Below are 14,761 nucleotides of genomic sequence, written 5' to 3' on the forward strand. Positions count from 1 at the left end.
AGTGCAAGTTGAAAAAAACAGGATCTGTGTTGGCCGCTACCTTGGTAGCCGCATTGCTAATCCAGCCTTCTGACGGATATGCCAAAAGCATGAGTGAGATCAATTCGCAGCTGAACAAATTGGAAAAGCAGGCCCAATCTGCCAAGCAACAACAGGAAAAGGCTGCTCAAGATAAACAGTATGCCCAACATTACAAAAATAAAACCGTGCAAAACCTAAAAATTGTGCTTGCTCAGATTAACAGTGTCAGTGATCAGCTGACTCGTGTTGCGGTTCAGATTGATCAAACGGAAGATAATCTGCGTGCGACTAAAAAAGATTTAGCTGAGGCCATTGATCGTATCCAGTCACGGGAAAAAATGCTGGAAACTCGTGTGCGTTTGATGTATACGGATGGAACCGTCTCATATATGGACGTGCTGATGTCTTCGTCCAGTTTTAGTGACTTTCTTAGCCGGGTAGATTCCCTGAAAACGATCGTGGAGCAGGATCAAATCCTGTTGGACGAGCATAAAAAGGACAAGGCTCTGGTCGTAAGTAAGAAGAAGCAGCTGGATACGGAATATAAAAATGCCAAGAAGCTGTATGCGCTCAAGCAGGGCGCCAAAGCAGAACTGAATTCGAAGGAGAAAGAGAAGCAAAGACTGATTTCCAATTATGATCATGATATTGCGGAGTCAGATGAAATCAGCGAAGAGCAAAATGACATGCTGGTAGCCCTCGCGAACAAACGTGTGGGTCTGGTGCAGGAGAAGAACAAGCTCAGAGCGGAGCAGGCTGCCAAAGCAGCACGCGCCAGAGCGGCTGCACGTGCGGCTGAAGCCAAACGATATGCATCTTCTTCCTCAGGCGCTGCCTCGAATTCCAGCCATGCGGCAGCCAGTACGTATACGGGTGGATCAGGTACGTTGGCTTTACCTGTATCTCATTACAGACTCTCATCTACTTTTGGCATGCGGGTACATCCGATTACTGGCAAGCTTAAAGGCCACACAGGTATTGATATGGCGGCTCCGCAGGGAACTGATATTCATGCAGCTGAAGACGGTGTTGTCATTGTTGCCGAGTGGTGGAGTGGTTATGGAAACACAGTTGTAATTGACCATGGAGACGGACTATGGACCCTATACGGACACATTCGCAATGGCGGTACGGTGGTTCATACGGGGCAGACTGTGAAACGTGGTCAAAAAATTGCAGAAGTTGGTTCGACGGGCAATTCCACGGGACCTCACTGTCATTTTGAGGTGCGCGAAAATAATAAACCTGTAAATCCGATGAACTATTTATAGTAAAAAAGGTAAGCCCTATTTATAGCCATTACGGTTGTAGATAGGGCTTTGCTGTAATGGTTAATATCCGATGAAGAACATGTGCATTGAGACACGGAGTAGGATACAATTAACATATTCCGTACAAGCTAGACGTATACTTCGTGGATGGATATGCGTTGTAAGGCAATAGGATACAAGATAATGAGAAGGCGGTGGACGATTAGATGTTGAAAAAAAGTACAGCGATACTCTTGATGGTGATCGGGCTGCTTGGCGGCAGTCTGCTCACTTTTGCCTATACTGGAACGACTACAGTAGGGAACAGCGCTCTGGGCGAAGGACTGCTGGCGAGTGTGACAGGTAGCAGTTCTACTTCCAGAAGTGATATCCGCAAAATCGAAACGGCGATGGACCTGATTCAGGGACAATATTATCAGGATGTGGATCGTACCAAGCTGGTGGATGGCGCCATCAATGGTATGATGGAGTCGCTCGGCGACCCGTATTCCTCTTATATGGGTAAAGAAACTGCACAACAGTTCGAGCAATCTATAGAAGGCTCTTTTACCGGGATCGGAGCTGAAGTAGCGGCTGAAAACGGAAAAGTAGTTGTAGTCACGCCAATTAAAGGCTCGCCGGCTGAAAAGGCAGGGCTACGCTCTAAGGATATTATTTTGTCTGTTAATGGTGAAACACTGGACGGATTGGATCTGAACAAGGCCGTTTCCAAAATCCGTGGACCTAAAGGCAGTCAGGCGAAAGTCAAAATTCAGCGCAGTGGCTCTCCTGATCCGCTCGAATACACGATTACCCGTGACAATATTGATATGGAAACTGTAACAGCTCATATGGAAAGCGACGGTGTAGGCGTCATCACGATCACCCAGTTCTCCTTGAATACAGCAGAACGATTCAAGGAAGAGTTGGCGAAGCTCGAGAAGCAAGGGCTAAAAGGGCTCGTCATTGACGTGCGTAATAACCCGGGCGGCGTGCTTTCCGTTGTCATTGAGATTGCGCAGCAATTTGTACCTTCCGGCAAAACGATTGTACAAGTGGAAGACAAGAATCAGAAGCGTGAAGAAGAGAAATCCAAAGGTTCACGTAAAAATTACCCTGTGACTTTGCTAATGAATAAAGGTAGCGCAAGTGCGTCCGAAATTCTGGCAGGTGCTCTCCAGCAATCAGCAGGTGCTGTGTTGATCGGGGAAAACTCCTTTGGTAAAGGTACTGTACAAACCAGCTATGACAAGCAAATGGGTGACGGTAGCCTGCTCAAAATCACGATTGCCAAATGGTTAACGCCAAATGGAACGTGGATTCATAAAAAAGGGATTAAGCCGAACATCGCGGTGGAACAGCCTGAATACTTCACAGCAGCACCGCTGAACAAGGAAAAGTCCTTGAAATACAATATGAATAGCAGTGATGTGAAAAATGCACAAATCATTCTGCAAGGTTTGGGTTACAAACCAGGTCGCGAGGATGGCTATTTTGACAAAGTAACTGAAAGCTCTGTTATTGCTTTTCAAAAACAAGCGAAGCTGACGGCTAGTGGCATCATTGATGCGAAGACAGCAGCAGCGATGGAAGCCAAGCTGATTGAGAAAATTCGTGATCCGAAAAATGATAATCAACTCAAGCAGGGGATTGAAGAGATTCGGAAGGAAATGAAGACAAGCGTAGCGAAATAATAGTGAGGCTACAACAAGGGGGCTGGAAACAGCCTCCTTTTATATTGGGATTTATTTGCAGTCTGTCGGTTTGTCTTCCCTACGTTGGCAATTTCATATAGAATAAATGGATATGAAGTGTACGTGATCCGCTATACAGCGGGCCAGGGGCATAAGGGAGTGTGAATGGACTTGGAATGGGCATTACAATGGGGATGGAGCGTCTTGAATGCTTGCTTATACCTGCTTATGCAGCCGTTTTATTATATCTCAATACTCATTGTCGCACTTGGTTATCGTCGGCAAATGCTGCTGGAGCGCAAGCTATTTCATACTAAAATGCATAGCTGGGCCTCAGAGACCTGGCGTGTCGTATGGAGTGGTTTGCTTGCTGGAATGGCGCTATCCGCTCTGGGAATGTTCGTCAGCGTGCATCTGAACCCGGCTTCCATCGTGTGCCTGTGGGTAGCAACATTACTGCTCATGCTGGTACGCGTCCGTTACCTGTGTCTCGCTTATTCGGTAGGTCTGCTAGGTGTGGTTCAATTTTTCCTAAATGTGGCCAGTGGCTGGCAACCTGTGGGAGCGCTTGGAACTTCAGTAACGGCTATCCGCGGATTGGATATTCCAGCACTGTTGGTGTTGGTCGCCGTGCTGCATGTGGCTGAGGCGCTGTTGGTTTGCTGGCAAGGGGGGAAAGCTGCCACTCCACTGTTTGTCGAGGGCAAACGGGGGAGATTGGTTGGCGGCTATCGGATGGAAGATCTCTGGCCCATTCCGTTGTTATTGCTGGTACCCACTCAGGGAGGATTCATGCTTCCCTGGACACCGTTATTCGGCGGCGATGCCGGAACCGGGTATATGCTGGCAGCCTTACCAGTCCTGATGGGCTTCAGCAGCGTGACGCTAGGCCAGCTACCACGACAGAAGGCGGTACTCACTTCGAACCGCTTGCTTCTGTACAGTGTGGCTTTACTTCTGCTGAGCTTGCTGGCTGCATGGTGGAGTCCGCTGATATTGTTAGCAGCGTTATTCTCTTTTCTGGCTCATGAGGCACTGATCTGGTATGGTAATATGGAGGAAAGTCGTCTTAGCCCGATGTTTGTCCATCCGGAGCAAGGGATGCGTGTGCTCGCTGTGCTGCCAGACAGTCCGGCGACAGCCATGGGCATACTGCCGGGCGAGGCCATTTACCGCGTGAATGGAGTTATTGTGAATACCCGTGCCGAGTTACACCAGGCCTTGCGGATCAATTCTGCCTTTTGCAAGCTGGAAGTACGCAATCTGCAAGGCGAGAGCAAGTTTGTGCAGCGAGGCATGTACGATGGCGATCATCACCAGCTAGGGGTCGTGCTTGCACCGGATGCAGACGCGAGCTGGGCCGTATCCCTACAGCCGGCCTCCATCTATCGGATTGTTGCCATGCATATAGGCGCACGGCGACGTAAAGCTGGACAGGCATCGCAGGCAGAGGGTACACAGTTGGATACCATGAACAAATAGATGTTACAATAAGAGGGTAGTCATTATTTGATTAGAGTCGAATAAGGCTACGCTCTTTTTATATGCCGACAGTAGCCTGCTTGAAATCAATATTCTGATCGGTATACAATGAATATGTAATAAGAAGCGTCGATGAACCGAATGTCTATCATGTGTGTCAAGCAGGGAGAGGAAAAGATGAACGCGATTCACTTTATTCGAGAGTACATCAGGCATCCACGCAGCGTAGGCGCTGTTATACCCAGCTCAAGACAGTTGGCCAAACAAATTGCCACACCGATTTACTTTGACAAAGCATCGTGCATTATTGAATATGGTGCAGGGACCGGTGTGTTTACGCAAGAGCTGATTTTGAACAAGCGTCCAGAAACGCTACTTTTAGTGATTGAAGCTAATGAATCGTTTTACAAAACGCTACAAAGCAAGTACGGACACTTGGAGAAGGTACACATCATTCATGGATCGGCTGAGCATGTAGCGCAGTATATACGACAGTATGAGGTTCCAAAAGTGGATTATGTCGTATCAGGGCTCCCTTTCACCAGCCTGCCAGGCGCGTTATCTAGCCTTATTTTGGGACAAACGGCTGAGGTTTTGGGCCAGGAAGGCAAATTTATTACGTTCCAGTACAGCAAGGTCAAACACAATTTTTTCCGCACCTTTTTTGCTGACATTCAGATTAAAAAGGTAAACTGCAATGTCCCGCCCGCTTATGTGTTCACGTGCAGCCTGTAACCTTGCAGCTATGTAGAAGATTAGAATAAATACGAATGCGATTATACGGATGATTATGAGAAGACTTGGTCAGCGTCATTAAGATACTGAAACGGTCTTTTTTTGTTGTCCACTTTCATAGATATATAAGAAGGGGATATGTTAAAAAGCAAAATTCATTTAAGGAATCATATTTTAAAATGGGGCTTAACCTATATATTACATAAGATGGAACCCACTAGATTTTTGTAAGATTCATGATAAATCTGAACTTTTGTTAAAGGAGATTTATATATGGTAAAACCACTGATATTCATGCGTTGGTGTGAGTACTATAAGTTAAGTGATCGTGAGACGGACTTTGTATCTTTTTTTATGATGAATTTCTCGGCTGCCCGTTCAGGCAATCAACCGAAGCTTAGGGAGCAGTTTGTTGAAATTCAGAAAAAAACCTTTCCTGAGTACCCGTTTGATATTACCCCGGAAGAACTGGATTACTCCAAATTCGAAGGTTTGATGAAGCAGGTGTTGAAAATCCATTTTGACACGGCCGAGCTACTATACTCCTTTTACCTCCAAAAGCTGTGCGCACCTTTGGCAGAATACATTTTATCCACTGGAGAATCAGAGCCTGCGCGCATCTATTATAAGCTTATTCAAAAGGATAAAGTACGGTAGGAAAGACGAGTGTGGATAAGCAAGAGCTATTGGGATACTCAAGCAATATGGTTATTTAAGAAATTAATACTAGCTAATTAAAACAATAGTTAAAAATGTCAATATACCTTTGTGTTAAGGTAATATTATAAATCCAGTTTCAAAGAAAGAGGGTGTTGTCTTCGGCTGGAACATTTCAAGCAGGGATATGACGCTGTACCAGAACGATAAACTCGTTTGGAATCAGGAGCCTTAAAGCCTTGTAGAGCGGCACTCGTATGGGTGCCGCTCTTTTCAAACTTAAAGGAGGAAAGCGGCATGAAGGAGAAAAATAGTAGTGGTATTTGGTCCAAACGTTCCAAATGGCTGCCGGTCGTCATGGCATGCACGATTATAGTAGGGGGGGCTCTACCGACTCCAACTGTAGTTCACGGTCAAACGGCAAAGACCGTTACCATTAAAGTCGATACATCCAAGGATCGTAAGCCGATTAGCCCTTATATTTACGGTACGAATCAGGAATTGACAGGCGATGAGAATCTGACTGCCAGACGACTTGGTGGCAATCGAATGACCGGATATAACTGGGAAAACAATATGTCCAATGCAGGAAGTGACTGGATGCAGTCCAGCGATAGCTATTTATGCGACAACGCCGGATTGACAAAAGCCGAATGTGAAAAGCCAGGTGCGGTGGCAACCTCGTTTCACGATCAATCGCTGAAGCAGGGCACATATTCTTTAGTCACGCTGCCGATGGCTGGTTATGTGGCCAAGGATGGAAACGGAAGTGTGCAGGAAAGTGAAAAGGCCCCTTCTGCTCGTTGGAATCAGGTCGTAAACGCTAAAAATGCGCCGTTTCAACTACAGCCTGATCTGAATGACAATCAGGTTTATGCGGATGAATTCGTCAACTTTTTAGTGAAAAAGTACGGCGTTGCTTCAACAAAGACGGGCGTGAAAGGATATGCGCTCGACAATGAACCCGCTCTCTGGTCGCACACGCATCCGCGCATTCATGGTGAAAAGGTCGGAGCCAAAGAGTTGGTAGACCGGTCGGTAAGTTTATCCAAAGCTGTTAAAGCGGTTGACGCGGGTGCGGAAATTTTTGGGCCCGTTCTTTACGGTTTTGGCGCCTATACAGATCTTCAAACCGCACCTGATTGGAACTCTGTAAAAGGCAACTACAGCTGGTTCGTGGACTATTACCTGGATCAAATGCGCCTTAGCTCGCAAGCTGAAGGCAAGAGATTGCTGGATGTTTTCGACGTCCACTGGTATCCCGAAGCGATGGGCGGAGGCATACGAATTACGAATGAGGTAGGCAATGACGAAACGAAGAAAGCCAGAATGCAGGCGCCTCGTACTTTGTGGGATCCGACCTACAAGGAAGATAGCTGGATCGCTCAATGGAACAGCGAATTCTTGCCTTTACTGCCTCGATTAAAGCAGTCGGTGGATAAATATTATTCAGGAACCAAGCTGGCTTTGACTGAGTATAGCTATGGCGGCGAAAATGATATTTCTGGCGGTATCGCTATGGCCGATGTGTTGGGCATCTTGGGCAAAAACGACGTTTATATGGCAAACTACTGGAAGTTAAAGGAGGGTGCCAACAACTACGTTAGTGCCGCTTACAAGCTTTATCGCAATTATGACGGAAAAAGCTCTACTTTCGGTGATATCAGCGTTAACGCGCAAACGTCGGATATTGTTAATAGCTCGGTGCATGCTTCCGTAACAGATGCATCCTACAAAGAACTGCACCTCGTTGTCATGAATAAAAGCATGGACAGCGCATTCGACGCCCAATTTGATCTTTCCGGCGAGACGACTTACGGTTCCGGTAAAGTATGGGGCTTCGACAAAAATAGCTCGCAAATTAAGGGATCCGCACCAATCACGCAAATTTCAGGCAACCGCTTTACTTATACAGTACCACCATTGACGGCTTATCATATCGTCTTGACTGCTGGCAATGATACGTCTGTGCCACCTGTGGAAGGTCCTGAAAGCTTTGCGCTGAGGGCTGAGGCTGGCGATGGGAAAGTCGATTTATCTTGGGACGCTTCCAGCGGAGCTGTAGGGTACAGTGTACAGCGGGCTACGTATGAAAACGGTCCTTTTACTGCTGTAGCATCCAACTTGGTCGAAACGTCTTATACGGATACGAACGTAACGAACGACACTTCTTATTATTATAAAATAACCGCACAAACAAAGGCGGGAACGAGCGAATCCAACGTTTTGAAAGCGGTTCCTCGAACGCCTGTAGACGGACCGGATCGCTATGAAGCCGAAGAAGGCACGCTGAAGGGAACCATTGTGGAATCCAGCGGAACCGGCTTCTCAGGTACTGGTTATGTAACTAATTTCCACAATCCGGGGGATTCCCTGACGATGACGATTCAGGCAGAGGCGGCAGGCTTGTACAATCTTACAATCGGCTACCGTTCGCCTCATGATGACAAACGCACGAACTTCTCTTTAAACGGCAAAGCGTCTGGCGAGCTGGTACTTTGGAAAACGGCTGATTTTAAAGAGACGTCCGGTGGTAAGGTTCTGTTGAATGCAGGGGCCAATACGATCGGTTTTGAAACAGGCTGGGGCTGGTATGATATCGACTATGTCAAGCTGGAGCCAGCTACTGACCGTCCACCGCATGCGGTAACCAAAACGCTCATTAATCCGAATGCGACGGTAGAAGCAAGAGCATTGATGAACTACCTGGTTGATCAATACGGGAAGAATATGCTCTCTGGTCAGGAGGAGATAAACGAAATTGATTGGCTTCAAGCCAATGTAGGTAAAAAACCAGCAATTGCAGCGCTTGACCTGATCGACTATTCGCCAAGCAGAGCGGAACACGGTCTTAGTTCCACAGAGACGGAAAAAGCGATTGCATGGGATAAGCAAGGGGGCATTGTTACCTTTGCATGGCATTGGAACGCGCCGAAAGGTCTGATCGATACGCAGGGAAAAGAATGGTGGAGAGGCTTTTATGCCGATTCAACTACATTCGATATCGAATATGCGATGAATCATCCAGAGTCCGAAGATTATACATTGCTTATTCGCGACATCGATGTAATTGCGGGGCAATTGAAGAAGTTGCAGGATGCGAAAGTTCCTGTCCTGTTCCGTCCTTTGCACGAAGCGGAAGGCAAATGGTTCTGGTGGGGCGCCAAAGGCCCTGAGCCTGTTAAAAAATTGTATATTTTGATGCATGACCGTTTGACGAATGTGCACAAACTGAACAATTTGATTTGGGTCTGGAATTCTGTAGCGCCTGATTGGTATCCGGGAGACGAGTATGTGGATATTTTGAGCTTTGACTCTTATCCGCAGGCAGGCGACTACAGTCCGCAAATTGCAAAATACGAAGACCTAGTTACATTGGGCAAGGACAAAAAGTTAGTTGCTATGAGCGAAAATGGGCCTATCCCGGATCCTGATCTGATGAAGGCATATCAAGCCCATTGGAGCTGGTTCGCTACATGGTATGGGGATTTCCTGAGAGACGGCAAACAAAACAGTCTGGAGCATCTGAAAAAAGTGTATAATCATCCGAACGTCATTACGCTTGAAAAGCTCCCGACTAACTTAAAAAAGTATGGCATTACCGAGCAACCATCAGTACCGGGCAGCTTCACGCTGAACGCAGCGGGCGAAACGGCGAAAGTAAAGCTGAGCTGGACAGCATCAGCGAATGCGGCAAGCTATGAAGTGAAGCGTTCGACGGCTGAAAACGGCGCGTTCGCCACCGTAGCGAGCGATGTATACGGAAGCAGCTACACCGACACAGCCGTAACGGCAGACACAATATACTATTACCAAGTCGTAGCGAAGAACGATGCAGGTCAAACGGTTTCGAACACGGCTAGCGCAGCACCGAAAGCGGATACTCAGCAGCCGACAACGGGACTGGTGCTCCAGTATCGCGCAGCGGATACAAATGTGAACGACAATCACTTGAACCCGCATTTCCAAATTGTAAACAAAGGTACAACCTCCGTACCGATCAACGAGTTGAAACTTCGCTACTACTACACGATCGACGGTGACCGTGAGCAGACATTCAACTGCGACTATGCAATGCTGAGCTGCTCAAAGCTGAATGGTAAACTGGTTAAAATGGATAAGGCCGTCACCGGCGCTGATTATTATTTGGAAGTCAGCTTCAACCCGGATGCAGGCGTGTTAGCACCTGGAGGAAGCACGGGCGAAATTCAAACCCGTATTCATAAAACAGACTGGTCGAACTATAACGAAAGTGACGATTACTCGTATAAAGGCACGCAGACTTCATTCGCCCATCATACGAAAGCTACGTTGTATCACAATGGCGTACTTGTCTGGGGAACCGAACCGACAGCTAATTAAAATGATATAAATACTATCGCTGAAATAAGCAGGGGGATTTAGTATCCTACCTGCTCATTTTTTTATACGAGAAAACCTTTATGTGATTATTTTGTAAAAAATGAAATGATATGTTTATTTCTATTCTTTTTGTAACACATCAAGAATTAGAATGGAATTAATTAGAAGGAAGGAGATGAAAGAAATGAAATAACTAGTATTTTGGTGATGTCTACTGTCTACAATTGCTTGGAAGTCTAATGTTTAATCAGTAAAATACTTAAAGAGGAGAAATGACAAATGAAAAGAGCGATCTTAGCACTATCAATTTCCGCGTTAGCTTTATCTTTAGGGGGAGTAGCTTCCGCTTCACCGGTAAGCTCAACGGCATCAGCTGTAACTCCAGCAAAAGTAACTGTAACCTTTAGTCCTGCTAACGGAGAAAAGCCACCTATTACAAAGCAGGATACCACACTTAAATTAGGTATAGGTAGCTCATATGCTATGGAAGGTTCTAACTGGATGATTTTGTATGGAAGTGATGTTGTCGAACTTCATGGAAATAAAGCTAAGATGATTGGCTATGGTTCAGCTCAGGTTGAAGCCTTTAAATCTAATGGAGACAAACTTGGAGTTTATACTTTTAAGGTTGAAAGATAGTATTTATATGCAGTGAAGGAGGTGAAGTACGCTTCACTTCCTTCACTTATTTATTATCATGGATTGATTGGGTAAGTAATCTCTAGATCAGGGAAATACTCTATTTTTGGATTTCCATCTTTGTCTAATTCAAATTTGCTCTTATCATCTTTTCTTAAGATAACCTTGTCGACCTTTATAGTAATTGATTTGGGGAGAGAGGTGAAAGGTTCAAATCTTGAATCAGTTATCAGAACGTTGCCATCCGTAGCACTCCAACCATTGCTGCTAATAGATTTCAGTTGTTTTCCTTTATCATCGTAAATTTCATACTCCAAAAAAGGAAGTGACGAAATTTTCGAATTAGTAGGTAGCTTTATGCGAGTTGTGATGCTGGTTGTAATCGGTGTGAGCTCAACTTTTTCTAGGGTATAGTCAATGTTTGAATACTTTCGCTTAAGAGACGGTGTAAAAACAAAGTTATTCTTGGTGTTCTTTTCCACAGGAATTTCTATTTTAAATGGTTGCTTAATGCCGGAGACAGGCATGGAGACTGTTAAATTAAACTTATCTGGGAAAGGCTTCCCTCCCTGGTTACGTAAATCTGAAAATTGTATAATTGTTGAATTAGAATTTTTCCCAGGTATCGTATAAGGATCAATGGAGTTGCTAGTGTTAGCAGGTGCATAAGAGTGTATGTCTTCTCCATTAATGGAAAGTATTAAATCATCAAGTAATAAGGGTAATTCAGTGTTTAAAAATCTTTTGTCAGTGGTTTGTCGTTCTAAGGCAATGGATATACGTGTTCCATCAAACATAACTTCCGGTACGCTGAGAGTCAGGCCATCGTGAGTGTCACTAAGATTTGGTTTGGATACTAGCCCTTTTTCATCCGCTGTTTGTAAACCAAGATCACCAGCAAGCTGGAATATAGAATCTATACCTGGAATTTGTTTCAAGGAAGCAGCCATTGTTGGTGAAATAAATCCAGTACTAACGACAAGTGCAAACGCCATTACAAGTGCGGCGGAGGTTCCGAGAAAGGTATTGCGAACCCTTTTCGAACGGGAGTTAGAGCGCTTATAGCGTCTTGTTTTCATTGTACTATAGCGTTCCATGGTTCTATCAATTAAATCCACTTGTAATGGAGTATTCCGAATAAGCTTTTGTAAGTGCTCAATTTCTTTATCTTCCGGGTTTAAATGAGTGCTCAATTTGTTTTCCTCCCTTTTCATTGTAGTTGATTAGCTTTTTACGGAGTCGCTCATATCTTTTTCGGATCGTGGATGATTTCAGCCCCATAATTGTAGCAATCTCTTCGTAGTTGTAATCCTCAAGTGAACGTAATAATAAAATTTGACGATCTTTTAATGTTAGCTGATCCAGTAACTCGTGAATTAAATTTGTATATTCGTGTATTGGCTGTTGCTTTAGATTCAGTTTGTACTGAATGAAGGACTTGAATGTTCTAGCGCTTCTTTTTAATAAGTCAGTACAGTGATTTTGAGCGATTTTGTAAAGCCAAGCTGAAAAAGAGACGGTAGGTACAAAATGATGTATATGTTCAAGCCCTCTAATGAATATTTCTTGAGCTGCATCTTCTGCTTCTTCCCGATTTTTAAGTAGGTAGTAGCAGTATAAAAAAATCTGTTGTTGATAACGTCGTATGATATGTGTGTATGCTTGTTTGTCGCCTGCTTGGACCTGCTCTATGACAAGATTGATATCTGCGTTTTGATTATTTGCATTTAGTTTTTCCATTAACGTCCCCCCTTTCTGCCTATATAACTGAAAAAGATATACATTTGTGACACTCAAATAAAAAAACTTGGAGTTTGCTTTTATGCTTCTCCAGATGTACTTCATTCAACTTTTCAATTATCACGGAATTCATTAAAAAAAGACTTCTTTCTAAGGCATCATAAAATAAAATGACTTTATAGACCATATATTTCACTATTTTAATTATTTTGTAATGTAATGAAGTTCTTATGGTCGAAATCACATGTTAAGTATGACTTACGATATATCTGTAACTATATTGAGGGGGATTGAAATGGAACATACACCTACGATCCGCTCGACGATAGAGACCGAACTCAAGCAGAGAGGCTATACATTTAGCAGCTTCAGTAAAATATCCGGTATTAACCGTGGTACATTCAGTACCATGCTGAACAGTAACCCACCCAAGCCAATCTCCGTTCGGCAGATGGACCTGATTACCAAGGCATTGGAATATCCCGAGGGCTGGCTGTATGAGTTGTACATAGATGAATGCTTTTACGAGGGAAAAGGGCACTGGAAACGGATTAAGCCTTTTTTATTGCGTTGTGTAGAGTTAGGAAAGGTAGACTGTATTCAAAAGGTATTGTCGAGACTGACCGAGGATTTGTCCTATGTGTCGATGATATTTGAGCTTGCAGAAGAACTACACGAAGCAGGTAAGGAAAAAGAAGCTGTCCCTTTTTACGAATGTGTGGTAGAGAACGAAAGATATTACCACTCGGAGAGGCTGGCGATCAGCCAATATCGTTTGTTTTGTTATTCTCTAAATACTGATTTGGATAATAATCGTCAAGCAGCTATAAAATTTGCCCCGTTTCGAAGGAATCTTCCTGAAAATTACCAATTAGACGCTTTATTAAAACTGGCTAATGCCTATTTTCAACTTTATGATTGTGAGACGGTTATACAGTATGCTGAAGAACTAAGAGTACTAGCTACGAGTATCTATCAACAGCAGGTTAGAGGAAAATTAAAAAATCGTGAAGTTAAGCCTCTAAATACAGAAAGACGTCTAATCGTTTATTATGGTCAGTCCTTTTTACTGAAAGGGAATGCCTACGAGATACAAGGGCAATATAAAAAAGCTATGGAATTTATCCCCTACTATGCAGATTTAACTGATTTTGAAGGACTGGACGATATAGGAAAAATAGAGGCACAAAAATTTAAAGTGTGGGCAAAAGCAAATCAGTTGAGTATGGAAATCTTAATGGGGAATATGGAAAGCTTGCCTGCCTATGTTGAGCTTCTTAGAGATAATTCCCAGGAGATATTACATGGGCTACTGACTATTGTTGAGTCAGCTAATATTTACAATTATCCAATAGATGATATTTTAATTCTCTTTGCTGAAAAAATTGATGAATTCAGAGAACTAAATGTAAATATTTCTTACTATCATACGAATTATAATCTGGTCACTTATTCTCGTTTTTTTCTTGAGCTTAGTCGCTACTATTTCAATACAGGAGCTTATTCGAAAGCTATGGACGGTATGCTGAAGAGCTTCAAAGCATCTTCTCAATTGAATGATAAAGCGTACTATATCAAGTCTATTACATTATTATTTGAAAAGTATAAAGATCATTCCACATACGAACAACAGGAGGAATATGGAAAATTGCTTGAAGAAGTACAGTATAATGCGAAACACATGCTTCCTTGAACTACAAAAAGGCTACGTATTTTGCTACTTAATTGAGCAGAACAGCGTAGCCTTTTTTAATTTTTCTTAGCCTAGATGGCTAATAGAGAACAATATTAAACTTATCCTTTTCCTTTGGAATCATCAGAGTTATTTTCAGAAAGCTCATTCTCTGTTGAGAAAAGCTCCTTTAGAATGCGATAAGCTTTATTCTGTTCCGCTTCACTCTGCTGGGAAAGAATATGAATACATCCCCATATCCAGGGCTGGCTTTTGAGTTCTTCATATGAATTAAAGTTAAAAAATGCAAATACGTTTGTGTTCAGCGCCTCTGCTATTTTCTCTAATGTTTTAATCTGTACATTGACTTCACCGCGTTCCAACTTCCCTATGTAGGAGCCTGTTGAATCGGATGCTTCTGCCAGTTGTTCTTGAGTAATATCACGCAATTTTCGAAATTGGCGAATCTTCGTTCCTATAAGTTTCGTCGTTTCCATAGACCTCCACAC

The 14,761-nt window shown here is 43.8% G+C and carries 11 protein-coding genes; 8 read left to right on the forward strand and 3 right to left on the reverse strand.

What is annotated here, in order from left to right:
- Nucleotides 1–8: 8 nt before the first annotated feature.
- From JOD82_RS05400 to JOD82_RS05430, 7 genes are all read left to right on the forward strand, one after another.
- A complete protein-coding gene (locus JOD82_RS05400) occupies nucleotides 9–1,292 on the forward strand; it encodes a M23 family metallopeptidase (protein ID WP_029514550.1) in 1,284 nt (427 codons plus the stop codon).
- 206 nt (nucleotides 1,293–1,498) lie between these two features.
- Nucleotides 1,499–2,965 carry a S41 family peptidase gene (locus tag JOD82_RS05405; protein WP_029514549.1) on the forward strand — a complete coding sequence of 489 codons (1,467 nt, stop codon included), beginning with the start codon at nucleotides 1,499–1,501 and terminating at the stop codon, nucleotides 2,963–2,965.
- 165 nt (nucleotides 2,966–3,130) lie between these two features.
- Complete coding sequence (locus JOD82_RS05410; protein WP_209947873.1) at nucleotides 3,131–4,447, forward strand: PDZ domain-containing protein; 1,317 nt, start codon at nucleotides 3,131–3,133, stop codon at nucleotides 4,445–4,447.
- Nucleotides 4,448–4,624: 177 nt separating this feature from the next.
- On the forward strand, nucleotides 4,625–5,182 hold the full coding sequence (locus JOD82_RS05415; protein ID WP_029514547.1) for a class I SAM-dependent methyltransferase: 558 nt from the start codon (nucleotides 4,625–4,627) through the stop codon (nucleotides 5,180–5,182).
- A 273-nt stretch (nucleotides 5,183–5,455) separates the two neighbouring features.
- Nucleotides 5,456–5,839, forward strand: coding sequence for a hypothetical protein (locus JOD82_RS05420; RefSeq protein WP_029514546.1), 384 nt, complete (start codon nucleotides 5,456–5,458; stop codon nucleotides 5,837–5,839).
- Between the two features lie 297 nt (nucleotides 5,840–6,136).
- Entirely contained in the window at nucleotides 6,137–10,201 is a 4,065-nt protein-coding gene (locus tag JOD82_RS05425; protein WP_209947875.1) for a glycosyl hydrolase, read from the forward strand.
- A 279-nt stretch (nucleotides 10,202–10,480) separates the two neighbouring features.
- A complete protein-coding gene (locus tag JOD82_RS05430) occupies nucleotides 10,481–10,840 on the forward strand; it encodes a BLB8/JUQZ-1 family protein (protein WP_209947877.1) in 360 nt (119 codons plus the stop codon).
- 56 nt (nucleotides 10,841–10,896) lie between these two features.
- Here the strand turns inward: JOD82_RS05430 and JOD82_RS05435 are convergent, their stop codons facing one another.
- Both JOD82_RS05435 and JOD82_RS05440 read right to left on the reverse strand, forming a co-directional pair.
- Nucleotides 10,897–12,033, reverse strand: coding sequence for a DUF4179 domain-containing protein (locus JOD82_RS05435; RefSeq protein ID WP_209947879.1), 1,137 nt, complete (start codon nucleotides 12,031–12,033; stop codon nucleotides 10,897–10,899).
- Nucleotides 12,005–12,580, reverse strand: coding sequence for an RNA polymerase sigma factor (locus JOD82_RS05440; RefSeq protein WP_209947881.1), 576 nt, complete (start codon nucleotides 12,578–12,580; stop codon nucleotides 12,005–12,007). The genes JOD82_RS05435 and JOD82_RS05440 overlap by 29 nt, the downstream gene beginning before the upstream one ends.
- A 295-nt stretch (nucleotides 12,581–12,875) precedes the next feature.
- Here JOD82_RS05440 and JOD82_RS05445 point away from each other — a divergent pair, with 295 nt between their 5' ends.
- Entirely contained in the window at nucleotides 12,876–14,273 is a 1,398-nt protein-coding gene (locus JOD82_RS05445; RefSeq protein WP_209947883.1) for a helix-turn-helix domain-containing protein, read from the forward strand.
- 101 nt (nucleotides 14,274–14,374) lie between these two features.
- Here the strand turns inward: JOD82_RS05445 and JOD82_RS05450 are convergent, their stop codons facing one another.
- Nucleotides 14,375–14,749: a helix-turn-helix domain-containing protein gene (locus JOD82_RS05450; RefSeq protein WP_165146326.1), complete on the reverse strand. Its 375-nt coding sequence runs from the start codon at nucleotides 14,747–14,749 to the stop codon at nucleotides 14,375–14,377.
- Nucleotides 14,750–14,761 lie beyond the last annotated feature (12 nt).

Origin of the sequence: Paenibacillus sp. 1182, assembly GCF_017833915.1 — a bacterium.
GTDB classification, from domain to species: domain Bacteria; phylum Bacillota; class Bacilli; order Paenibacillales; family Paenibacillaceae; genus Paenibacillus; species Paenibacillus polymyxa_D.